General features: G+C 68.4%; 21 protein-coding genes. 6 read left to right on the plus strand and 15 right to left on the minus strand.

All coding sequences use genetic code 11. The annotated features are described in order from the left end of the window. Positions 1 to 10: 10 nt before the first annotated feature. The 5 genes from A9W96_RS08665 to A9W96_RS08685 all read right to left on the minus strand — a co-directional run bounded on the left by A9W96_RS08665 (position 11) and on the right by A9W96_RS08685 (position 4,161). The gene (locus A9W96_RS08665; protein WP_231999633.1) at positions 11 to 403 is read right to left on the minus strand and encodes a hypothetical protein; all 393 of its coding nucleotides are present in this window, start codon (positions 401 to 403) and stop codon (positions 11 to 13) included. 64 nt (positions 404 to 467) lie between these two features. After that, positions 468 to 1,724, minus strand: coding sequence for a DUF58 domain-containing protein (locus A9W96_RS08670; RefSeq protein ID WP_067138998.1), 1,257 nt, complete (start codon positions 1,722 to 1,724; stop codon positions 468 to 470). 7 nt (positions 1,725 to 1,731) lie between these two features. Next, a complete protein-coding gene (locus A9W96_RS08675; protein ID WP_066870876.1) occupies positions 1,732 to 2,709 on the minus strand; it encodes a MoxR family ATPase in 978 nt (325 codons plus the stop codon). A gap of 19 nt (positions 2,710 to 2,728) precedes the next feature. Beyond that, positions 2,729 to 3,211 (minus strand): hypothetical protein, encoded by a 483-nt coding sequence (locus tag A9W96_RS08680; RefSeq protein ID WP_066870879.1) that lies wholly within the window; start codon positions 3,209 to 3,211, stop codon positions 2,729 to 2,731. Continuing rightward, entirely contained in the window at positions 3,208 to 4,161 is a 954-nt protein-coding gene (locus A9W96_RS08685; RefSeq protein WP_066870887.1) for a DUF4129 domain-containing protein, read from the minus strand. Before A9W96_RS08685 ends, A9W96_RS08680 begins: the two co-directional genes overlap by 4 nt. 177 nt (positions 4,162 to 4,338) lie before the next feature. On the opposite strand from A9W96_RS08685, the gene A9W96_RS08690 reads away from it, so the two are divergent. Continuing rightward, positions 4,339 to 5,724 (plus strand): HNH endonuclease signature motif containing protein, encoded by a 1,386-nt coding sequence (locus A9W96_RS08690; protein WP_067139001.1) that lies wholly within the window; start codon positions 4,339 to 4,341, stop codon positions 5,722 to 5,724. Here A9W96_RS08690 and A9W96_RS08695 read toward each other — a convergent pair. Beyond that, the gene (locus tag A9W96_RS08695) at positions 5,721 to 6,608 is read right to left on the minus strand and encodes an SDR family NAD(P)-dependent oxidoreductase (protein WP_067139004.1); all 888 of its coding nucleotides are present in this window, start codon (positions 6,606 to 6,608) and stop codon (positions 5,721 to 5,723) included. The genes A9W96_RS08690 and A9W96_RS08695 overlap by 4 nt on opposite strands. Beyond that, the gene (locus A9W96_RS08700; RefSeq protein WP_066870894.1) at positions 6,605 to 7,207 is read right to left on the minus strand and encodes a TetR/AcrR family transcriptional regulator; all 603 of its coding nucleotides are present in this window, start codon (positions 7,205 to 7,207) and stop codon (positions 6,605 to 6,607) included. Before A9W96_RS08700 ends, A9W96_RS08695 begins: the two co-directional genes overlap by 4 nt. 46 nt (positions 7,208 to 7,253) lie before the next feature. On the opposite strand from A9W96_RS08700, the gene A9W96_RS08705 reads away from it, so the two are divergent. After that, positions 7,254 to 8,420, plus strand: a complete 1,167-nt coding sequence (locus A9W96_RS08705) for a phosphotransferase family protein (RefSeq protein ID WP_067139007.1) — start codon at positions 7,254 to 7,256, stop codon at positions 8,418 to 8,420. Next, positions 8,420 to 9,535: a hypothetical protein gene (locus A9W96_RS08710; RefSeq protein WP_066882001.1), complete on the plus strand. Its 1,116-nt coding sequence runs from the start codon at positions 8,420 to 8,422 to the stop codon at positions 9,533 to 9,535. Before A9W96_RS08705 ends, A9W96_RS08710 begins: the two co-directional genes overlap by 1 nt. A gap of 15 nt (positions 9,536 to 9,550) precedes the next feature. On the opposite strand, the gene A9W96_RS08715 is transcribed toward A9W96_RS08710, so the two are convergent. Further along, positions 9,551 to 10,918, minus strand: a complete 1,368-nt coding sequence (locus tag A9W96_RS08715; RefSeq protein ID WP_067139009.1) for an LLM class flavin-dependent oxidoreductase — start codon at positions 10,916 to 10,918, stop codon at positions 9,551 to 9,553. After that, entirely contained in the window at positions 10,915 to 12,150 is a 1,236-nt protein-coding gene (locus tag A9W96_RS08720) for an MFS transporter (protein ID WP_197499461.1), read from the minus strand. The genes A9W96_RS08715 and A9W96_RS08720 overlap by 4 nt, the downstream gene beginning before the upstream one ends. A 226-nt stretch (positions 12,151 to 12,376) precedes the next feature. Here A9W96_RS08720 and A9W96_RS08725 point away from each other — a divergent pair, with 226 nt between their 5' ends. Next, positions 12,377 to 13,723, plus strand: coding sequence for a flavin monoamine oxidase family protein (locus tag A9W96_RS08725; protein WP_066870911.1), 1,347 nt, complete (start codon positions 12,377 to 12,379; stop codon positions 13,721 to 13,723). Here A9W96_RS08725 and A9W96_RS08730 read toward each other — a convergent pair. Further along, positions 13,718 to 14,683: an alpha/beta fold hydrolase gene (locus A9W96_RS08730; protein WP_067139016.1), complete on the minus strand. Its 966-nt coding sequence runs from the start codon at positions 14,681 to 14,683 to the stop codon at positions 13,718 to 13,720. The two genes, A9W96_RS08725 and A9W96_RS08730, sit on opposite strands and share 6 nt — an antisense overlap. 119 nt (positions 14,684 to 14,802) lie before the next feature. On the opposite strand from A9W96_RS08730, the gene A9W96_RS08735 reads away from it, so the two are divergent. After that, on the plus strand, positions 14,803 to 16,188 hold the full coding sequence (locus tag A9W96_RS08735; RefSeq protein WP_067139019.1) for an NAD(P)/FAD-dependent oxidoreductase: 1,386 nt from the start codon (positions 14,803 to 14,805) through the stop codon (positions 16,186 to 16,188). 17 nt (positions 16,189 to 16,205) lie between these two features. Here the strand turns inward: A9W96_RS08735 and A9W96_RS08740 are convergent, their stop codons facing one another. Together A9W96_RS08740 and A9W96_RS08745 are read right to left on the minus strand one after the other, a co-directional pair. Beyond that, complete coding sequence (locus A9W96_RS08740) at positions 16,206 to 17,300, minus strand: helix-turn-helix domain-containing protein (protein WP_067139022.1); 1,095 nt, start codon at positions 17,298 to 17,300, stop codon at positions 16,206 to 16,208. A gap of 42 nt (positions 17,301 to 17,342) precedes the next feature. After that, positions 17,343 to 18,509, minus strand: coding sequence for a glycosyltransferase (locus A9W96_RS08745; RefSeq protein ID WP_067139025.1), 1,167 nt, complete (start codon positions 18,507 to 18,509; stop codon positions 17,343 to 17,345). Between the two features lie 187 nt (positions 18,510 to 18,696). On the opposite strand from A9W96_RS08745, the gene A9W96_RS08750 reads away from it, so the two are divergent. Further along, positions 18,697 to 19,608, plus strand: coding sequence for a chemotaxis protein CheB (locus A9W96_RS08750; protein WP_067139028.1), 912 nt, complete (start codon positions 18,697 to 18,699; stop codon positions 19,606 to 19,608). Here A9W96_RS08750 and A9W96_RS08755 read toward each other — a convergent pair. From A9W96_RS08755 to A9W96_RS08765, 3 genes are all read right to left on the minus strand, one after another. Further along, positions 19,605 to 21,446, minus strand: a complete 1,842-nt coding sequence (locus tag A9W96_RS08755) for a CheR family methyltransferase (protein ID WP_067139030.1) — start codon at positions 21,444 to 21,446, stop codon at positions 19,605 to 19,607. The genes A9W96_RS08750 and A9W96_RS08755 overlap by 4 nt on opposite strands. A gap of 50 nt (positions 21,447 to 21,496) precedes the next feature. After that, positions 21,497 to 22,255: an STAS domain-containing protein gene (locus tag A9W96_RS08760; RefSeq protein ID WP_067139033.1), complete on the minus strand. Its 759-nt coding sequence runs from the start codon at positions 22,253 to 22,255 to the stop codon at positions 21,497 to 21,499. Next, positions 22,252 to 22,836, minus strand: a 585-nt coding sequence (locus A9W96_RS08765) for a chemotaxis protein CheB (protein WP_304441730.1), incomplete at its 5' end; no start/stop codon positions are given. The genes A9W96_RS08760 and A9W96_RS08765, both read right to left, overlap by 4 nt.

Genomic DNA, 22,836 nt, shown 5'->3' on the forward strand with positions numbered 1-22,836 from the left:
CGCAGCGCGGTCAATTCATGAACGGCCGGACGGCCAGCAGGTAGGTCAGCAGCGCCGCCAGCGGGGCGACCAACGGCAGCCACGGCAGCTGCAGCGGAAACGACGTCGCAACCAACCCGGCGACCGTAAACCCCACGGCGCCAAGCGCGGTCGGCCAGCTGTCCAGCACCACGAGCGCGGTGGTGCCGGCCGCATGGCGGCACACCAGGTAGGCGGCGGCGCACAGACCGGCCAGCGCGACGAATATCACCGGCGGGCTGGACAGCAGGACGGTAACGGCCGCCAACAGCACGGCAACCGTTGCGGCCCGGCGCAATACGATGCCGACCGCGACCGCGACGAGTGCGGCCACCCATCCGGCGATCGCGGATTCCTGCCAGCCGTCGGCGGCCAGCCCCACCATGAGCAGGCCGAAGGCCGTCGCGAACGCGGGCGCCCCCGCCCGCGCCAGTGTCCCGGCGCCGCCGTCAGCCACGAAGCCTCCCCCGCACCCGCCGTCGCCGATCGGGCAGCACACCCATCGACTGCTCCAAACCGCTATCGCCGGGCCACGACACGATATCGACGCCGATGGTGGCCATGTCGCGATACATCGCGGAGCGCTGCAAGGCCCACATCCGATCCACCAGGGGGTCCTGTTCGTCTTCGAACGGCGACGTGTCCAGAACGTCGACGGCCAGCACGACATGGCCCCGCTTGCGCAGATTGATCAGGGCCAAGGCGAATTCGGTGTCGAGCAGCGTGGAGAACGCGATGACGATCGCCCCGGCGGGAACCGCCGCGCGTGGCGCCAACGTGCCGGTGGTGTGTTCGAACCGGTCACCGGCGCGAAGGACGGTGTCGAGCACCCGATAGAACTGGCGCTGCCCGATGTCGGCTCCCAGCCAACGCGGCTGGTTGCCCCCGAGGGCGACGATGCCGGCCCGGTCACCATGGCGCAGTGCGGTTTGCACCACCTGCGCCGCGCCGCGAACGACGCGTTCGGTGGCCTCGGTCGCCGGCCCGGCCGGCTGCCGGTAGCCGTCGATCAGCACCACCACGTCGGCGGCGCGGTCGGTCAACCGCTGCGTCACGTGCAGTTGACCCCGGCGCGCGCTCACCGGCCAATTCACCGCCCGCAGTTGGTCGCCGGGCACGTAGAGACGAATGTCGGCATATTCCACACCTGGACCGATGTGGCGGGTCAGGTGGGCACCCAACCGGTCGAGCAGCTCGGTCTGCGGGATGGGCGTCTGTTGCGGCGGTGTCAGCGGGAACACGATCACCTCGGCGGCCCCGACGACCGCCGTCCCGGTGAGCAGCCCACCGCGGGCGACCACGTCGATGCGAACCTCAATCGAATACCGGCCCCAGCGCCGCGCGGTCGCCGTGACCGTTTTCGCTTGGCTCCCATCGGATTCCGTGATGCCGAGTTCCATGCCCGCGATGTCGGGAACCGTGAGCCGCACGGCCGAAGCCGCGTCGTCCGTCACCCACACCCTGATGCGTGCCTGCTCGCTCTCGAAGCAACGCTGGGTGTCGGGATCGCCGTGCACCCGAACCGTCGGCACCGGGCGCTGCCAGCTGATCGAGCACAACACGCCCAGCAGCGGCGCCGCGAAGGCGATCAGCTGCCACCGGCCGCCGATCACGGCGGCGGCCATCGCGAATCCCGCGCAGGTGGCGATCGCTCGGGTCAATTCCGATGCACGCCAGCGGAACTCGACCGTCGTGCTGCGGGTCATGCTGGCCTCATCCGGTCTCGCCGGCGCCGGCGCCGGTGCGGGGCACCGGTAGGCGGTGCAACAGCTCCGCGATGACGTCGGCACCCTGGATTTTTCGTACCCACATCTCCGGACGCAGCGTGATCCGGTGCGAGACCGCCGCGATGGCGAGCGCCTTCACGTCCTCGGGGATGACGTAATCGCGGCCGAGCAGCAGCGCGCGGGCGCGGGCGAGCTGGACCAGATCGAGTTCGGCGCGGGGGCTGGCCCCGACGGCGACCTGCGGATGGTGCCGGGTGGCGTTGGCCAGTGACACCACATAATGCAGGACGTCTTCATGCACGGTCACCTGCTCGACCGATTCGCGCATGGCCAGCAGATCGTGGGCGTCCACCACCTGGTTGACCGTCGGTTCGGCCGAACCGCGTTCGAGGCGGCGGCGCAGCATCGACGTCTCGTCGCGCTCGTTGAGATACCGCAGTTCCAGCCGGATCGCGAACCGGTCGAGTTGCGCCTCGGGCAGCGGATACGTGCCCTCGTACTCGATCGGATTGTCGGTGGCCAGGACGATGAAAGGCTGTGGCAGCTGGTGTGTTTCGCCGTCGATGCTCACCTGCCCTTCGGCCATCGCCTCCAGCAGCGCCGCCTGGGTTTTCGGCGGCGTGCGATTGATCTCGTCGGCCAGCAACAAGTTGGTGAAGATGGGGCCGGGTCGGAACGCGAAGCGGCCGGACTGCATGTCATAGATCGTCGAGCCGAGCAGGTCGGCGGGTAACAGGTCGGGCGTGAACTGCACCCGGGTGAATTGCAGACCCAACGCTGCGGCAAACGATCTCGCGATCAGCGTCTTGCCCAGGCCGGGCAGGTCTTCGATGAGGATGTGGCCGCGCGCCAGGACCGTGGTGAGGATGAGCCGCAGCGCGGATCGTTTCCCCACCACCACGCGTTCTATCTCGTCGAGAATCGCTTCACAGTGGGCGGTCGTGGTGGCGGCCGGCAGCGTCATGGTGGGATCGCGCCTCCTGTCATACCTGCTCCAGCTTTTGCAGAATCTCTTGCAGCGCCGCACGGCCCGGACCGGGTTGGCGGTCACCGCCGCGCACCACGTTGTTGGGATTGACCCATTCCCACAGTTCCACACCAAACAGCATGCGTCCGGTTGCGTGATACGCCCCGGAGTCCTTGGATCGCCTTTGGCCAGTTGTCATCTCGTACCGGCGGGCGAGCATCGGGCGTAGATGCCTGTCCCAGTCGGCCCGCGTCGACTCCGACCACCGGATCGTCGTCTCGGTGGTGGCAAGCCAGCGGCGCAACGAATCCCCGAGATCGTCGGCGTCGGCCTCCGTGTCGGCATCGGGCCCCCGCGCCAATGCGCGACGCAGAGTGAGCAGCACCAGCGCCAGCCCCACGCCGGAGGCCGCCAACACCCAGCGTCTATCCTGCTGCGTCAGCGCCAACAGTTCGATGCCGACGATGAGGCAAACGCCAAGGGTCGTAATCTTTTTCATGCGGCACTCCGCGAACCCAGCTCGTCGAGGACCAACCGGAGGACGCCTACCGCGATGTCGCGGTGGCCCTCGTTCATCACATGGGGGCTGAACCGCGCCTCGGCGAACAGGTTCACCAATTGGACGGCGTTGTCGGCGTGCAGGGCGTGGTGCTCGACCGCGCGGGCCAGCACCTCGGTGGGGGTGTCGAATTCCCGGGGGGCGGCGCCGGGAACATGTGCGAGTTCACGTTCCATCGCGGCATAGCAGGCGATGATCGCCTCGCGCGGTTCGCGGCTCAGGTCCGTCATCTCGGCCAGACCGCGTTCGGCGGCCCGCGCCAGCGACTCCGAACGCGCCGCCGGCGCCGGCGGCTCCGCCGGTTCGTCGGCGACGACGGGTGCGGTCGGACGCCAGCGCCGTCGCGCCGTGGCGACCGTACCGCCGACGAACAACACCAACATCGCGACCGTGCAGGCAAGCAGGATCCCGAGCAAGTTCTGCGAGCCGTCGCGGGGACGGTGTTGAGGCTGCTGCTGCGGCGGCGGCGCGGACGGGTTCGTCGGCGGCGCCGCACCGGTATCGGGTGGTGACGGGGCCGGCGCGACGCCGTGGCCCAGGAAGCGGGCCAGCAGCATCACGACCACGAGCCAGGCCGCGATCACGGCGAGTCCGATCAGCAACACGCGCCAGCTCGGCCGCCCCCGGCCGGTGCCGAGCATCTCGGACAGTGCCCCTGCGGTCGGCGCGGGAGCGCGGGGGTCACGCAACCGCGCGACGACGGCGATCGCGATCAGCGCGAGCGTCACGGCCAGGGCCGCTACCACGAAGGCCAGCGCCGCGCGACCGCCCGACTCGTTGCGCACCGCATCGTGACGAGCCGGAAGGTAGCCGCGCAGGGCGGCCGCGACCACGAGCAGCAGGACGATCAGGGCAACGACTCGCCCTGTCGGCTTGTCTATACCAGGCATTGGCACACCACTCGATTGGTTGCCTGCCGCCGTCGCGGCACTGACTTTTCTCATACTTGCACGTCAAGCGGCCCCAGGGCCAGGACCGGCGTCGCCGCTTATCCACAGTCGGCGGTTCATCCACAGACGGTGCGTGGGCGGTGCCTGTTCGAACTCGTGTTCGATACCGTGGGCTGTATGGGTCCTCTGGTGAACGCGGAACTGGCGCGAGAGCGCATCTGCTCGGCGCTCGACGCGATCGATGCTGCCCACGAGGTGCTGCGCCAGACCCCGTCGGACGCGGTCGGCAATGCCTTTCGGGTCGGCGTCGCCGAGCGCCTGGAGGCCCAGGACCGCGCCAATCGCGGCCTGATGTACCGGACTTTCGGCGAAATCGCCGAGCCGCCGGACGGGTCAGAGTGCGTTCCGGCGGTGCGCGGCACGCTGTGGGCGCGGCTACGCATCACTCCCAAGGAAGTCGCGCGCCGCTTTCGGCTCGCTGCGCGTCTCCAGCCGCGCCATTCGCTGACCGGCGCGCCCCTGGAACCCGAACTGCCGGCGTTGGCGGAGGCGGTGGCCGCCGGCGCGGTGGGTGAGGACCACATCCGCGCCGTCTGCGCCGCCGTGGACACCTTGCCCTCCTGCGTATCGCCGTGTGATGTGGCGGATGCCGAGCGCACGCTGGTACGGCACGCGACCAAGCTCGACGCCGCCGTGGTCACCAAGCTGGGCCACCGGATTGCCGACTATCTCAATCCCGACGGCCGCTTCACCGACGTCGATCGCGCCCGCCGCCGTGGCGTGTACCTCGGCCCGCAGGGGCCCGACGGAATGTCCCGACTCTCCGGCCTACTGGATCCCGAGGCCAGGGCCTACTTCGAAGCCCTCGAAGCGGCGGTGCGGCCCGGGCGCCATCAGACCCCCGACAGCGATCCCGAGACGCGCGATGATCGCACCCCGGCCCAACGCGGCCACGACGCCCTCAAGCTTGGCCTCGAAATCGCCCTCGCCTCCGGCGGTCTCAGGGCGCACCGCGGGCTGCCCGTCACCGTGATCGCCACGACCACGCTGGCCGAACTCGACCGAGCCGCGCACGCCGCGGTCGACTCGTCGATCCCGATGCCCGCGCCGGCGCACACCGGCGGCGGTTCACGACTGCCCATGCCGGATTTGATTCGCATGGCCGTCAAGGCGATTCACTATCTTGCGGTGTTCGACGAGCACACCGGCCGGCCGTTGTATCTAGGGCGTCAAAAACGCATCGCATCCGCGGACCAACGGCTCGTCTGCTACGCCCGTGACCGAGGCTGCACCCACCCCAATTGCCTCGAACCCGGCTATCATTGCGAAATTCACCACGCCCACGAATGGGCAGAGGGCGGACGCACGGACGCCGACAACCTGTTCTTCGCCTGCGGATCCGACCACGGCGCGGTGGGGCGCGGCGAATGGCGCACCGCGGTGGCCGGCAACGGCCGACTCGCCTGGACCGACGGCAAGGGGCCGCCCGAGGTCAATCATGCGCACCATCCCGACGAGCTGCTGCGCGGGGATCCCGACCCGCCCGAAGGCCAGCCGGTCTAGGCAGGCGTGAAAGGCCGGAAACTGCCGTCGAGGACCTGAAGGTGACCGATGGTGCGGCCGGTGACCTTCCCGGGATCGACTAGGGCCAATTCGACTGCCGCACGGGCGAATTCATCCTCCGACGCGGTGTCATCAAAGCTGCGGGCATAGTAGGCGAGCCCCGGGGTGAGGATCGGTTTGGACGGCGACAGCGCATTAACCGCGATGTTGTGGTCGGTCAGATCGAATGCGGCGCACTGGGTCAGGTGCTCGAGCGCGGCCTTGGATCCGCCATACCCGGGCAGCACGCCACCGCTGCGGTCGGCGTACGGCCCATCGCCCGGCAGTCGCGACGCGACCGAGGTGATGTTGATGATCGAGCCGCCACCCGCCTCGATCATGTCGGGGCACACCATCTGCATCAGCTCGTAGGCCGCGAAGACGGCGATGTCGAAGTGCCGGCGATACGCGTGCAGGGGCGTGCTGACGAATCCCGGCCAGCCTGGCTTGACGGCACCCGACGGCTTGGCGGCAGCCGACGGCTTGGCGGTGCCGTCACGCGGTTGCGCGCCCGGCTTCGGCGGTCGCCCGGGCGCGGTGAAGGCCGCATTGTTGACCAGAATCCCGATGGGACCCAACGCCTCTCGCGCCGACTGCACCAGCCGGGCAACCTGCTCACGGTCGGTCAGGTCCGCCCGGACCGGCAGGGCACGCCCGCCGGCGGCCTCGATGTCGGCGACGGTCTCGCCAATGGTTCCCGGCAGCCGGTCGTCCCAGACTTCTTCGGTACGCCCGGCGACCGCCACGGCGGCACCCTCGGCGGCCAGGGCCAGCGCGATGGCCCGGCCCAGACCGCGGCTGCCGCCGGTGACGATCGCGGCGCGACCGGCAAGCCGCCCCGTCACCGCCGCACCCCGTGTACGACGATGGCGGTGGTCTGCTCCACCCACGCCTCGTCGAGCTCCTCTTCCGGACGCAGCAGCATCCGCAGCATCGTCGCTCCCCCAATCAACTCGATCAACCGGTCGGGATCCACATCGGGATGGGCTTCGCCCCGGTCAACCGCCTCCCGCAGCCGCACCCGCACCGCGGTGAACAAATCCACGAACCGCGACATCACCCGCGCGTTGAGCGCCGGGTCGGCCGTCATGTCGGCAACCAGACCGGGCAACGCGGCACGCACCACCGGGGTGGTGAACACGTCGCGGGTGGCCTCGATCATCATCCGCATGTCGGCGGCGATGTCCCCGGCCGGCGACTCCAGGGCGGTCGGGGCCGTCGGGAACGCGGCCTCGTGCACCAGCTCGGCCTTGCTCGACCACCGGCGGTACAGCGCGGATTTCGTGGTGCCGGCGCGCTCGGCGACCGCGGCCAGGCTGATGTTGGAATAGCCCGTTTGGACAAGCAGTTCCGCGGTCGCCGAAAGGATCGCGGAGTCGATACGCGGATCGCGCGGGCGGCCGGCGCCGGAGGCCTTGTCAAGGCCGGACGGGTCTGCTTTCATAACGCTACCTACCGTATCGTAATTGCCTCAACGAAGGAGGCACCTTATGGCAACAGAACCGGCGGTCGACAACGTCGACCGGCTGCAACGCTCCAGCCGCGACGTCAGCACATTGCCGACGGTCATGTCACGCTGGCTCTCCACCGTACTGCCGGACGCCGCAAATCCCGAGGTGACCGTGGAAAGCGGCGTGGATTCGACGGGCATGTCGTCGGAAACGATCATCCTGACCACCCGCTGGCAACAGGACGGCCGGCCGACCGAACAGAAGCTGGTGGCGCGGGTGGCGCCCACCGCCGAGGATGTGCAGGTCTTCCCGACCTACCGGCTCGACCACCAATTCGACGTCATCCGCAAAGTGGGTGAGCTGACCGACGTGCCCGTGCCCCGGGTGCGCTGGCTGGAGAACACCGGCGACGTCCTGGGCACACCGTTTTTCGTGATGGACTACGTCGAGGGTGAGGTGCCGCCCGACGTCATGCCGTACACCTTCGGCGGCAACTGGTTTGCCGACGCGCCCGCCGAGCGGCAGCGCGAACTGCAGGACGCCACCGTCGGCGTCCTGGCCACGTTGCACTCGATCCCGAACGCGCAGAGCACATTTGGCTTCCTCACCGAGGGGCAATCCGGCGACACCGCGCTGCGCAAGCACTTCAACTGGGTGCGGTCCTGGTATGACTTCGCGGTACCCGACATCGGGCGATCACCGCTACTGGAGCGGACCTTCGACTGGCTGGAGGCCAACTGGCCGGCCGCGGCGGCCGCCGCCGAGCCGGTGCTGCTGTGGGGTGACGCCCGGGTCGGCAACGTGCTGTACCACGATTTCCGGCCGGTGGCGGTGCTGGACTGGGAGATGGTGACGTTGGGTCCGCGCGAGCTGGACGTGGCGTGGATGATCTTCGCGCACATGGTCTTTCAGGAGCTGGCCGGCCTAGCCACCCTGCCCGGGCTACCCGGGGTGATGCGCGAGGAGGACGTGCGCGCCACCTACGCGCGGCTGGCCGGAGTCGAAGTCGGCGACCTGCACTGGTTCTACGTGTACTCCGGCGTGATGTGGGCGTGCGTGTTCATGCGCACCGGCGCCCGGCGGGTGCACTTCGGCGAGACCGAAAAGCCCGACGACGTCGAATCACTGTTCTATCACGCCGGATTGATGCGCAGGCTAATCGGTGAGGGGTTGATCGGCGAGGGCTTAATCGGAGAGGACCAGTAATGCTCGGACCGCTCGACGAGTTCCCGGTACATCAGATCCCCCAGCCGATCGCCTGGCCGGGCTCCTCGGACCGCAACTTCTACGACCGCTCCTACTTCAACGCCCACGACCGCACCGGCAACATCTTCGTGATCAGCGGCATCGGCTACTACCCCAACCTCGGGGTCAAGGACGCGTTCCTGCTCATCCGGCGCGGGGATACCCAGACCGCCGTTCATGTTTCGGACGCCATCGATCAAGACCGGCTCAACCAGCACGTCAACGGCTACCGCGTCGAGGTCATCGAACCGCTGCGCAAGCTGCGCCTCGTGCTCGACGAAACCGAAGGCATCGCAGCCGATCTCACGTGGAATGGCCTGTTCGACGTCGTGCAGGAACAACCGCACATCCTGCGCTCGGGCAACCGGGTCACCCTGGACGCGCAGCGCTTCGCGCAGCTGGGCAGCTGGAGCGGGCACATCGTCATCGACGGCGAGCAGATCACCGTCGACCCCGACACCTGGCTGGGCAGTCGCGACCGGTCCTGGGGCATCCGACCGATCGGCGAGGCCGAGCCCGCGGGCCGGCCCGCCGACCCGCCCTTCGAGGGGATGTGGTGGCTCTACGTACCCATGGCATTCGACGATTTCGCCATCGTGCTCATCATCCAGGAAGAGCCCAACGGGTTCCGCTCGCTCAACGACTGCACCCGCATTTGGCGCGACGGGCGCGTCGAGCAGCTGGGCTGGCCCCGAGTCAAGATCCACTACCGCTCCGGGACCCGCATCCCGACCGGCGCGACGATCGACGCCACCACCCCGGACGGGACCCCGGTCCACTTCGACGTCGAGTCCAAGCTGCCGGTGCCCATTCACGTCGGCGGCGGCTACGGCGGCGACTCCGACTGGATCCACGGCACCTGGAAGGGCGAAAAGTTCGCCGAGCGGCTGACGTACGACATGACCGACCCGGCCATCGTCGGCCGCGCGGGGTTCGGCGTGATCGACCACGTCGGCCGCGCGGTCTGCCGCGACGGCGACGGCGAGCCGGTCGAGGGTTGGGGCCTCTACGAGCACGGCGCGCTGGGCCGCCACGACCCGTCCGGGTTCAAGGATTGGCTGACGGTCGCGCCCTAGGTCAGCGGCGGTAATTCAGCGGCGGTAGGCCGCGCCCGGGTGGTCGTCGGGCAGCAGCGGCCCCCCGGCGCCGAGCCGCTGGCGCAGCGTGGAACGCGGCGGCCGCTCGGGGACGCGTCCCCGCCGACGCAGCTCGGGGACAACGAACTTCGCGAAATCGACGAAGGTGCCCGGGGTCGTCACGTAAGCCAGGTTGAACCCGTCGACGTCGGCCTCGGTGACCCACCGCTCGAGTTCGTCGGCCACCTCGGTCGGCGAACCCACCAGCACCGGGCCGCGGCCGCCGATCCCGATCTCCTCGGCCAGCTCGCCCACCGTCCAGGCGCGTTCCGGCGCGGCGGTGGTGAACGAGGCCAGCGCCGAGCGGTTGGCGTCGGTCTCTACGTATTTCAGCGGTTCGCCGGGGTCGAGTTCGGCCAGGTCGACCCCGGTCCAGCCGCCGAACAACGCCAGCGCTGCGGCGGGGCTGACGTACCGCCGGTATTCAGCCAGCTTGGCGACGGCCTCGTCGTGGGTCTCGGCGACCACCGGGGTCACCATGGTGAACACCTTGATCGAGCGTGGGTCGCGGCCCAGCTCGGCGGCGGCGGTCCGCAACGCGCGCACCGGACCGCGAACGATCTGCGGCGTCGGGCCCGACACGAAGACCGCCTCGGCGTGGGCCGCCGCGAACCGCACGCCCCGCGCCGACGCGCCCGCCTGGAACAGCACCGGGGTGCGTTGTGGCGACGGCTCGCACAGGAACGGACCGGGCACCGAGAAATAACGGCCCTTGTGCTCGATGTCGTGCACCTTGGCCGGGTCGGTGAAGACGCCCCGCTGCGGGTCGCGCACCACGGCGTCGGCCTCCCACGACCCCTCCCACAGCTTGTAGCAGACCTCGAGGTACTCGTCGGCGATCTCGTAACGCTGGTCGTGCGGGATCTGGGCGTCCAGGCCCAAATTCCTTGCGGCGCTGTCCAAATAGGACGTGACGATGTTCCACGCCACCCGGCCGCCGGTCAGGTGGTCCAGCGTCGAGAGCCGGCGGGCCAGCGCGTAGGGCTGCTCGTAGGTCAGCGACAGGGTGATCCCGAAGCCGAGGCCCTCGGTCACCGCCGCCATCGCCGAGACCGCGGCCGTGGGGTCGTTGACCGGAAACTGGGCGGCGTCGAGGACCGCAGCGTCGCGCGAGCCGCCGTACACGTCGTAGACCCCGAGCACGTCGGCGAGAAACAACGCGTCGAATCCGCCGGTCTCCAGGATGCGGGCCAGCTCGGTCCAATAGCCCAGCTCCCGGTACCGGTAGCCCTGATCGTCGGGATGCCGCCACAACCCCGCGGACTGATGCCCGACACAGGCCATGTCGAAGGCGTTGAGAAAGATCCTGCGCGGCGCACTCACCCGATGTCATCCTCACGCGTCTCGCGCGCCGCGTACGCGGCGGCAATCGTGATCACCGCCAGCACCGCGAAGTACGCCACGATCAGCCACGGCCGGCTACCGCCGACCACCAACAACGACGCGGCGATCAACGGCGCGAACCCTCCCGACAGTACGGCACCGATCTGATAACCCAGCGACGCGCCGCTGTAGCGCACCCGGGTGCCGAAGAGCTCGGCGAACCAGGCCGCCTGCGGGCCATACATCGCGTCATGAACGACGTTGACGCCGAACACGATTGCCAGCACGACCCATAGCGCCGACCCGCTGCCGGCGGCCAGGAAGAACAACGCCAGGGCCACGACGCCGGCCAGCGCGCCGAACAGATACGGTGGCCGCCGCCCCACCCGGTCCGACAGCAGCGCCCAGCCCGGCGTGCTGAGCAACCCGAGCGCCGAGGAGACCAGCACCGCGATCAGACCCACCGCGCTGCCCTTGCCGAATGAATCCTGAAGATAGCTAAGCGAATACGTCGTCAACAAGACGAAAAGCCCGATCTGCGACAGCCGCAACCCGGTGGTGATGACCACGTTGCGCGAGTCGGTGCGCAGCACCTCCACTATCGGCAGCCGGGCCAGCTCGTCGCGCCGCTTGAGCCGCTCGAAGATTTCCGCATCGGTGAGCTTCAGCCGGACGAACAGGCCGATGCCGACCAGAAAAACGCTGAGCAGGAACGGGATTCGCCATCCGTAGGTGAGGAAGGCCGGCCCGGTGACCTTGCGCGCGAGGAAGAACACCGAGGTCGCCAACAGCATGCCGGCCGGCGAGCCCAACTGGGTGAAGCTGCCGAACAATCCGCGACGATCGGGCGGTGCGTGCTCCACCGAGAGCACGGCGGCGCCACCCCATTCGGCCCCCACGGCCAGGCCCTGCACCACCCGCAGGGTCGCCAGCAGCGCCGGCGCCAGCAACCCGGCCGCGGCATAGGTCGGCAGCGCTCCGATCGCGGTGGTGACCAGACCCATCACCACCAACGCGCCCACCAGAACCGCCTTGCGGCCCAACCGGTCGCCGAAGTGCCCCGACAGCACCGCACCGAGGGGCCGGGCCCCGAATCCGGCGGCGTAGGTGGCGAACGAAGCCAGTGTCCCCGCGGTCGATGAGATATTCGGGAAGAAAAGCGGTTTGAAGACCAACGCCGACGCGGTCGCGTACAGGTAGAAGTCATACCACTCGATGGTGGTGCCGATCATGCTGCCCAGGGCCACGGTGCGCAGGTTCGGCGCGGTGCCGGCGACCACGGCTGAACTGGCAGGACTGGCGGCAGAACTGGTGACGGGGCTTTCGGAAAGCACGTGGTGGCAGCGTAATTAACATAGCGAGCTAGGCATATGTTTGCCATCGCCGTGAGCCAAACGCCGGCGACCAGCTTGTAAGAAATTGCCATGAAATGCGCAGAAATGCGGTTCACTAGACCGCGTGTCGAATCCGCCGCGCATTGTCGACGTTGTCGTCGTCGGTGCGGGCTTCGCCGGACTCGCCGCGGCGCGCGAGCTGGCACGGCAAGGCCACGATGTGGCGGTTTTCGAGGGCCGCGACCGCGTCGGCGGACGGTCCCTGACCGGCAGCGTCGCCGGATTGCCGGCCGATCTGGGCGGCACGTTCGTCGGGCCGACCCAGGACGCCGTACTGGCGATGGCCGCCGAACTCGACGTCCCGACCACCCCGACGCATCACGACGGCAAGAACCTGATCCATTGGCGCGGGTGGACGCACGCGTATCACGGCACCATCCCCAAGCTTTCGCTGACCGGCCTGCTGGATATCGGCCGGCTGCGCTGGCAATTCGACAGGATCGCGCGCAGCGTCCCGCTGGCGGCGCCGTGGGACGCCCGCCGCGCGCGTGAACTCGACGGCCTGTCGCTCGGCGGCTGGTTGCGCTCGGTGCGTGCGACGGCTTCCTCGCACGACCTGCTGGCGATCGTGGCGCGGGTGACCTGGGGATGCGAACCCGACGACGTGTCGATGCTGCACGCCGCCCGCTACGCGCACGCGGCCGGCGGGCTGGACCGGCTGCTCGACGTCGAGGACGGCGCCCAACAGGACCGCTTCCCCGGTGGCACGCAACAGATCGCCGAGGCGGCGGCCGCCGAACTGGGCACCCGGGTGGTGCTCAACGCCCCGGTGCGGCGGATCGAGCGGCACGGCGCGGGCGTCACCGTCACCACCGACCTCGGCGAGACCGAGGCCGGGTTCGTCATCGTCGCCATCCCGCCGGCTCACCGCGCCTCCATCGAGTTCACTCCCCCGCTGCCCGCCGAGTACGAGCAACTCGCCCGGCACTGGCCGCAGGGCCGGCTCAGCAAGGCCTACGCCGCCTACTCCACGCCGTTTTGGCGGACCAACGGGTTTTCCGGGCAGGCGCTGTCCGACGAGGGCCCGGTCTTCATCACGTTCGACGTCAGTCCGCACCCGGACGGACCGGGCATCCTGATGGGTTTCGTCGACGCCCGCTCGTTCGACTCGCTACCCAGCGATCAGCGTCGCCGCGACGCGTTGCGCTGCTTTGCAACGCTTTTCGGAGACGACGCGCTCAAGCCCTTGGACTACGTCGATCACCGTTGGGGCGCAGAGGAATTCGCGCCGGGCGGCCCCACCGCCGCGGTGCCGCCGGGATCGTGGACCCGGTTCGGGCCGTGGCTGCGCGAACCGGTCGGGCCGATCCACTGGGCCGGCACCGAAACCGCCGACGAGTGGACCGGTTTCCTCGACGGGGCGATTCGGTCCGGGCAGCGCGCGGCCGCGGAGATCACCGCGCTGCTATGAGCTGATCCGGCGGGTGGCCGCGTTGCGCATCGCCGTTTCGGCGAGCGCGCGCAGCTGGCGGTTCACCTCGCGGGGGTGTTCGAGCATCGAGCAGTGCCCGCCGGGCAGTTCGACCAGGTCGATCAGGTTGGGCACGCTGCGCGCGATCCTGCGGGACTGGCTGATCGGGGTGAGCCGGTCGCGTTCGCTGCCGATGACCAACGTCGGGACGGTCAATCCGTCCAGGTCGAGATAGCGCGACCCGAGAGACGCGACCAGCGCCCTCGCGCACCCCGCCCGTCCCGCCGGTGAGGTGCTCTCGAAGAGCTCGTAGACAAGCCTGGCGATGCCCGGATCGGCGTCTCGTCCGGTGGCCAGCATCGCCACCACATAGCGGCTCGGGATGCGGGCGGGACCGGGCACCGCGAACCCACCGAACGCATTGATCAGGGTGCGGCCGGCCAGAACCCGGGCCGGCGACAACCCGTAGGGCACCGGCAACAGCTGCACCTTGCGGATCAGATCGCCGGTGGTGGTGTTGATCAGCGCGACCGCGTCCGCGCGCCGGGGAACCTTGTGGCGGTAGCGCTCCGACCACGCCGCGATGGTGATGCCGCCCATCGAGTGGCCGGCCACCACGGCGCGTTCGTGCGGCGCCAAGGTCGCATCCAGCACCGAATCCAGGTCGGAGGCAAGGTGTTTGAGGCTGTAATTATTGGCTCGTGGCACGCCGCTGCGGCCGTGGCCGCGATGATCGAAGGCGATCACCCGGTAGTCGTGGGACAGGTCGGCGATCTGGTACGCCCACGCCCGGATGGCGCAGGTGATGCCGTGCGTCAAGACGATCGGATAACCGTCGGGCGGCCCGAACACCTCCGCGTGCAACCGGGTGCCGTCGGCCGCCCGGACCGTGACGGTCTCACTGGGCGGCAGCCGGTCGGGGAACGGGTCAACCGGGCGGGCCGATCGTCGAGCACTCATCACCGCTCCCCCCTCCAACGCGGCGCCGTTGCCGCAGCTAAGGATGGGACGATTTTATCCCTAAGTTCGGTTCGCTTTTGGTAAATCCGGCAAACGATTCTTATGAGACGCTTAGACTCGTGTCGGGGTTGTCGCGCCGGGCATTCTTCGCGGCCGCGACCGGCGTGGCCGGTGGCGCGCTGGCCGCCGGGTGCGCACCGAACCAACCGACACCCGCCACGGGCCGCCCGTCCGCTCGGCCCGCGCCGGACACCACCTCGATCCTCGTCGTCGGCGCCGGGATGGCGGGTTTGTCCGCCGCCCGCATCCTTGCCGACGCCGGGCGCCCGGTTCGCGTCATCGAAGCCCGCGACCGCATCGGTGGCCGGGTCTGCACCGACCGCGGCTGGGGCACGCCCCTGGAGCTGGGCGCCTCGTGGATCCACGGCACGACGGACAACCCGCTGACCGAGCTGGCCCGCCGGGCGCGATCGCAACTGGTAAGCACCGACTATTACGGGTGGGTCAGGCTCGCGGTCGATCCCGCGCTACAGCCGCTGGATTACCAGAGCGCAACCTGGCGATCGTTTGTCGAACGGGCGCGCGGTCTGCGCGACGCGACAAGCCTGGGCGCCGCGGTGCAAGCCGCCGCCGACGGCGCACGGCTGTCCGCATCCGACCGCGCCCAGCTGGCCTTCTATCTGACCACCGAGATCGAGGACGAATACGCCGCCGACGCGAATCAGCTTTCGGCCGCCACCTTCGACAAGGGCGATTACGCCGGCGGCGACCAGGACGTCATCATCAACGGCTATGACGCCCTGCCCAATTCGCTTGCCGAGGGGCTGACCATCGAACTCAACACGCCGGTCACCGCGATCGTGCAACGCGATGACGCAGTCATCGTGCGGGCCAAAGACAAGTCGTTTCGGGGTCCGGCCGCGATCGTCACCGTTCCCCTCGGCGTGCTGAAATCCGGTGCGATCGCCTTCGATCCGCCGCTGCCCGACGCGCACGCCCGGGCCGTGACCGCCCTGGGTTTCGGCGCATTGTCCAAGAGCTTCTTTCGCGTGGACCAGCGAACGTGGAAGGTAGACAACGCTTTTTACCAGTACCTCGGGCCCGAAGGCGGGCTGTGGTCACAATGGTTCACCCTGCCCGGCGATGCCGGCCCAATCGTGTTGGCGCTCAACGGCGGCGAGCGCGGGCGATTCGTGGAGTCACGCGCGCCCGGGGACGTGCTGGCCAGCGCGCTGCCCGTGGCCCGCCGGCTCTTCGGCGACAACATCTCGCTGACCGAGGTGCGGACCTCGAACTGGACCGTCGACCCGTACGCCCTCGGCGCCTATTCGTTTCACCCGCCCGGCTCCGGCCTCGACGACCGGCGCCGGCTACAGCAACCGATCGGTGACCGGCTTTACCTGGCGGGTGAGGCGGTGGGCATCGACAATCCGGCCACCGCGGCGGGCGCGCTGGCCAGCGGGCGCTATGCCGCCGATCAGCTCCTGCATCGACTGAACGGTTGACCCGGCAGGCTTGGCCGTCAGGAGGATGCGGCCTGCTGCCTCAGCGTGGTGTGCGGGCTTTGGCCATAGGTCTGCCGATAGAGCACCGCGAATCGACCGGTATGCGCGAAGCCCCACCGCTGGGCGATCTCGGTGACGGTCGAGCCGGGGGTCGTCGCTGTCATCAGCTCTTGATGGGCGCGGCTGAGCCGGACGCGGCGCATGTATTCGGTCGGAGTCGTGTCGAGCTGTCGCCGAAAGAGGTACTGCACCGCCCTGGGGGTCAGGTGCACCGCCGCCGCGACCTCGTTGATGCCGATGTCTTCGGCGGCGTGGCGGTGGATGAAAGACACTGCCTCCTTGAGGGTTTCGGGCAGGGTGAGATCGCTGGCCGGGTCGTGTTCGGTGAGGTTGGACGGGTAGCACTCGAGCAGCGCACCGGCCACCAGGTTGGCCATACCCGCCGCGATCCGCGGCTGCGCGGCGGTGTCGGCGGAAGTCAACGTCGCCACCACATAGTCCAGGGCTCGGTGCCATGCCCGCACGGCCGCACGGGAGCGCGGGCGCCAATTCAAGAACCGGGTCTGCTGCCCCAGCGACGAATGCCAGTCCGCGGCGACTCTCTGCAACGCTTCCGCCTCGACCTTGATCACGTCGAAACGCGCGCTATTGCAGTGCAATACGCACGACATGCCATGCGCGACGAGAATGGGGAAGTCCGTGGTCGCCAGCGGACCGCCCGCGACGCTCAACGATCCCGCACGCGGCTGGACCACCACGATGGTGTCGGATGCCGAGATCTCGAGGGTCGAACGACCCTGGATCATCACCTCATCGACCGTCAACAGACCGGCATCACTGCGCCGATGTGACATCGCGGCGTGAGTGGTGAGCCCGGAGATGCGCCAGCCCGGTTGATACGCGCCGACGAAGAACCGCCGTGCGGCCTGTGCATCGACAGTGCGAAACTGCTTGTATTGCACAGCGGCTGGGCGGATCGCCGGTTCGGCCTCGCGGCCGAGCACCGGACGTGCGGGACAATAACCGGACCCGGGCCCCTCGTCCGATTCCCCGACGAGCCCCACTGCCGGCTTCGCGGGTTTGCGGGCGGCCTCACTCGTCACGGTGGTCATGGCCGGCCTGGATGCTTTGCGTTCGGGCCTCGCATCATTGCCTCATCGCGCCGTCGATGGTGCAGCGATCCGGTCCTGCGGCCCGACGGTTTCGTAAATGTTCAGTGTGTCGAGCGCAATTCGCGGCCACGCGAACCGCGACACGGCGCGGCTACGGCCCGACGAACCCATGCTCTTGGACTGAAAGCGCTGGCCGAGAAGCCTTCTCGCCGCCGCGGCCAACGCGACGGGATTCTCCGGCGGCACCACCAGACCGGTGATGTCGTCGAGCACGATGTCGGCCAGCACACCCACACTGGCCGCGACAACCGCCACCCCGCTGGACATGGCCTGCAACACGGCGGTGGCCCGGGGCGGTTGACGGGGCGTGCATGCCACCATGTCGGCAGACCGGATGAACTTGGGTAGTTCGGCATCGGCGACCCGGCCGGCGAAGCGCACGCGGTCGTCCACACCCAGCTCCGACGCGAGACGTTGCAGCTGCGCACGTGCATCGTCGTGGCCGCTGCTATTGGCGTCGTTTTCGACGATCAACAATTCGGCGCCGCGCACCTTGGGCAGCGCACGGATTGCGATATCGAGGCCATTGCACCACAACGGATTTGGCGCCACCAGCAGGATACGTTGCAGCCCGTTACGCGATACTGCCGGACCAGTCGGACTGTAGCGCTCGGCGTCAACACCGCACGTCAAAGTGTACACCCTGGCCCGGCGGTGACGCAGTCGGGTCAGCGCATCGGCGTCGACGCTGCTCTCACCCGTCACCCAGGTAGCGCTGCGCGCCAGGAGCGGTTCCACGCGCTCCCGTTCGTTCCGTTCCGCCCCGGCGTGGCCACGCGATGTCGCGGCCAACCCCAAAAAGGTCTGCACGGTCGGGATGTGTCGACGGCGCGCGGCCAGCTGGGCGGCCAAGCCGCCCAGCCAGCCGTAGGCGTGCACGACGTCTGGAGGCTCGGTCGACCAGATCCGGTCCAAAGTGGCCGCCCACTCCCCCACATCGGGCAGCACGTCAACCGGTGATGCCGCCTTGCGGGGACCGACGGGAACCGAGATGCGGTGGTAATTGGCCTCGGCGGCCACTTGCGCGGAACGCCGGCTGGCTCGTCGCAGGCAGATAGTGGCGTTGTGGCCCTGGGCCGCCAGCGCGGCGCATAGCTGCTCCGGGTCCTCCCCGACGACGTCGTCGCCACTGACAATTGCCACCCTCAACTGCTATTCCCTCCGCGCCACCGTCCTTCTGCCAACACCAGATGGCATACCCTGCGCGGAAATCGCGAAACGGCTGCGACGGCCTCTTCGCCTGCAGGCCCGAGGTTCGCCACGTGGACTAGAGGTAAGCGCTAAACCGGGATCGCCCGGGACTGCGGCGTGGGTCGGCAAGGTGGAGACTTGAGGGATGCAGACTCACGGGCACGGCACCGCCGTTGAGCTGGTGGCGCTGCTGGCGTCGGCGGGTGGCCTGGAAGCCCTGTCGACGGTCTTGCGCGATCTGCCCCCGGATTTTCCGGCCGCCGTCGTCGTGCAACAACACCTGGGGGGCCACACCAGCGTCCTGCCCACCATCCTGGGCCGACTGACGGATCGTCCGGTCGGCTGGGCGCGCCAGGGACAGGCCCTCACACCGGGACAGGTGGCGGTCTGCCCGCCGGGAATGCTGTTGGAAGTCACCGTCGATGCCCACTTCCGGCTGCACAGCGGGGTCAACCACGGGACCCAGGGGTCGGACGTGCTGCTGACGTCCATGGCCAGTTCGTACGGACCGAGGAGCGTTGCCGTGGTGCTGTCGGGGTCGGGACACGACGGGGCGGCGGGCACCGTCGCGATGAAGGATGCCGGTGCCATCGTCATCGCCGAAAGTCCGGCGACGGCGCAGTACCCGTCGATGCCGCTAGCCGCCGCGCGCGCCGGCGCCGACCTGGTGTTGGACATCGACGAAATCGGGCAGGTCTTGGTCGGCATCGTCGGTGGGGCACCGCTACCCCAACAGCGGAAATCACCGGCACCCCAGGCTATGGACGTCGGCGCGGCCATTGCCACCACCTACGGCGTTCTCGACGGCTTACCCCCGAAGTTTGGCAGCAACACTGCGGCGGCCCGGGGCGAGCTCGCCCGACGTCGGGCGGCAGAACTGCAACGCAGGCGGCGGGAGCTAACGGTGGGATTGGGCGCCACGCAGGAGACGGTTGCCTTGGCTCGACGCAGGGCCCAGGAATCACGGTCCCGCGCGCAACTAGCTCATCAGGCCACCGAGGAAGCATCCGTCCGGTGGCCGAATCGGTTGTCGCACCACCAGATCACGGGTAACTAACCGACAACCTCCATCAGCAGCAGCGCCCCGCCGACCGTCCCCTCGCTGGAGCGGAACGACGTGCACGTGATGCGCACCGTGGCCGGACGGCCACGCCGGTTCACGGCGTCCACCACCACGTGACCGGAGCTCTCCGGGTCGACAAAAGCGTTGCCGATCAAGGGCCGCACGGCATCAAGCGGCAGGCCGATGTCCAGGTTGGTCAGCCTTGACCCCGTCGCTTCGTCGGCCCGCAGCCCCCAGAGCTCCTCACAGCCGCGGTTCCACAGGATCACCTTCATTTCCCGGTCGACCACCACCATGCCCATCCGAACCGAGTCGATCAGCGAATCCTGGAAATGCTTGGCTTCGTCCAATTCCAGGCTGCGCTCGCGCAACATCTCGTTGATGGTGTGCAGTTCGTCGTTGGTGGACTGCAGCTCCTCGTTCATGGTCTCGAGTTCTTCGTTGGTCGACTGCAGTTCCTCGTTGGTGGTCTCGAGTTCCTCGACCGTGGATTGCAATTCCTCGTTGGTGGTCTCGAGTTCCTCGTTAGTGGATTGCAGCTCTTCGTAGGCCACCTCGAGTTGCCGATTGGTTTGGACGACCTTGTCCAGCAGCGCGCGCGTCGCGGTGACGTCGAAGAACACGATCGACACCCCGAGCAAGCCGTTCTCGGCGTCGACGAGGGGGTTGACGTGGATCTCGAACCACACCGTTTCGGCACCCGGCCGCTGCCACTTGACGTCCTGGATCCGCGCCGAGCGCCGCTCCACCTTGGCCTGCTCTAGATATGCACGAAGCTCCACCGGACGGTAGGACACCTCGAGATCGCGCAGCAGCCGGCCGATGTCGCGGGCCGAGAGCCCGAAGGTGGTCTCGGCCTGCTGGTTGATCATGGCGACGGTGTCCTCGCCGGTGACCACGATCTGGGCCACCGGACTGGCGCGAAATGCCAAGTCGCGCACCGTCGTCAACCCCGGCAGGTCCACGTTGCGCTCGTAGAACGCCGCATTGGGATCGTAGCGATCCACTCCGCCGTGAGTTCCGGCCACCTTGCGAAAGATCCGGTGTTTGAGGTTCACCGGAGTGAATCTTTCTCCGTGGCTGAGCAACATCTCGGCGTGCCCGAGAAACAGCGTGCCCTGCGGCGCTAGGGCGAAATGCAGACGCCCCAACACGTTTCGCTGCGTCTCCGCGTTGAGATACATCAGGCTGTTGCGGCACACCAGCAGATCCACGCGCGAGATCGGCGCGTCCTTGACCAAGTCGTTGCGGCCGAAGATCACCGCGCGCCGCAGGTCTTTGTGAAAAGCGTAGCGGCCGTTGAGCTGTTCGAAATAGCGCCCCAACAGATCCGGCGGTACGGACTCGACCGCCTTGGCGTCGTAGGAGGCGGCCCGCGCCTCGCTGAGCGCGTCCTCGTCGACATCGGTGGCGTAGATCTTGACCCGTTCCCGGAACCCGTCCGGTCCTAATGCCTCGGCGAAGAGCATGGCCAGCGTATAGGCCTCCTGCCCCGAGGCGCAGCCGGCGCTCCACACCCGAATCGGATCGGCGGGGCCGCGCTCGGCCAGCAACCGCGGTATGACCTCGGCGCTGACGAACTCCCACGCATCGGGGTCACGGAAGAACGAAGTGACGTTGATCAGGACGGTGTTGAACAGCGCGGTGAATTCATCGGAACTGGCCTGCAGGAAATCGAGGTAGTCGTCGAACGCGGCGTAGCCCGCCTGGTCCATCCGGTGCCGGACGCGCCGCATCAGTGAGGTGCGCTTGTAGCCGGTGAAGTCGAATCCGCGCGAATCCCGCATAAACCGCAACAGGGCTTCGAAAGCCTCGTCAGTCGTGGATTCCATGCACGTCCCGTCGATAACGATTTACCGAAGGACATGAACACTACTCGCGGTCAGAACTGGTTTTCCTGACCGATCAAAGCCCACACGGTTTTGCCCGACGACGTCGGGGTCGCGCCCCACGCCCGGCACAACGCGGCGACGATGGCCAGCCCAGAGACGATGTCGGCGCCGAGGGCGGCGTCTTCGTGCCGCCCGGGCAGGCGAGAACTGTTGTCCTCCACGGCGACCGTGACGGTGTCTTGGTAGCTCTCGACGATCAACACCGGTGCACTCCGCGTGTGGTCGAGAACGTTTTCGACGAAGACGGTGGCCAGCGTGGCAGCGACCGGGATCACCTCGCCGATGTCCCACTGGGTGAGCCATTCGCCGATCACACTGCGCGCAACCTCGAGGCTGCTGATGTTTCGTGCCAGGCTGGCGCGGGCCCGGCGTCGCACTCGCAGGGACTGACTCGCCACGGCGTCCAGGGCGATCTCGCGGGTGGCATGTATGGGCACATACCGGGTCACCCCGGCCGCGCTCATCGCGCGCCGCACCTGCGGGGCGGAAGCAACCAGCAGGATCGGCACATCGGGCCAGACGCTGACGTGCCAGCGAGCGCTGGTGAACACCGTCCACGCGGAGGCCGATGGCGCATGCAGGCCGTTGATGTCGACAATCACCGCGCGGGGTTCGTCGATCGCGGCCTTGATGACCGCGTCACGGATGGTCCGATAGGTCGAGCTGTCGAGTACCCCCGCCACGGTCAGGATCGGCAGGTCTTGAGACGTCTCCCGCTCGATCCGGACAGTCGGTCGGTCGCCGGTCATCCAGCTTCACCCTCTTGCTGGGCGGTGGTCGAGAGCCGGTCGCTGAGCAGGGTCAGCGCGCGCTCGGTCTCCTCCGCAATCGCCATGTAGCGCCGCACGAGCAGCTCGGTTCCAGCTTTGGCGGCCATGCCCCGGGCCAGCCTGGCCTTTTCCTGCAGGCTGCGCACCGCGATCCACATCGCCCCCTCGAGTTCGGTGTCCCGCGCGCCCAGCAGGGCCTCGGCCGTCCACGCGTGGCCCACCTGGCAGCGGAAATTGCCCTCGCTGACGGAAACCAGCGAGCCATTGCAGTCGGGGCAGGTGTAGCCCGACGGTGATCCCAGTTTCTCGGTATCGAAATCGGTCGCGAACCGCGACATCATGGCGATGCGGTTCTCGAGCTCCATCGCGGAGTCGCGCTCCATGTCGGAATCCTCTATCTCTCGGTGCGACAGCTCTTTGAGGACCGCGCCGATGCCGGCCGCCGGCGACTGCCGATCCACCACGCCGGCATCAACGGCGTTGGTCGGCATCGCCGGGAACAACGCGTCCTCGGGTGACTGGCCGATGGTGGTTCCGCCGCGCGAACGGATGGCGCCCAG

The sequence above is a fragment of the Mycobacterium sp. 1245852.3 genome (assembly GCF_001669335.1).
GTDB lineage: Bacteria > Actinomycetota > Actinomycetes > Mycobacteriales > Mycobacteriaceae > Mycobacterium > Mycobacterium europaeum_A.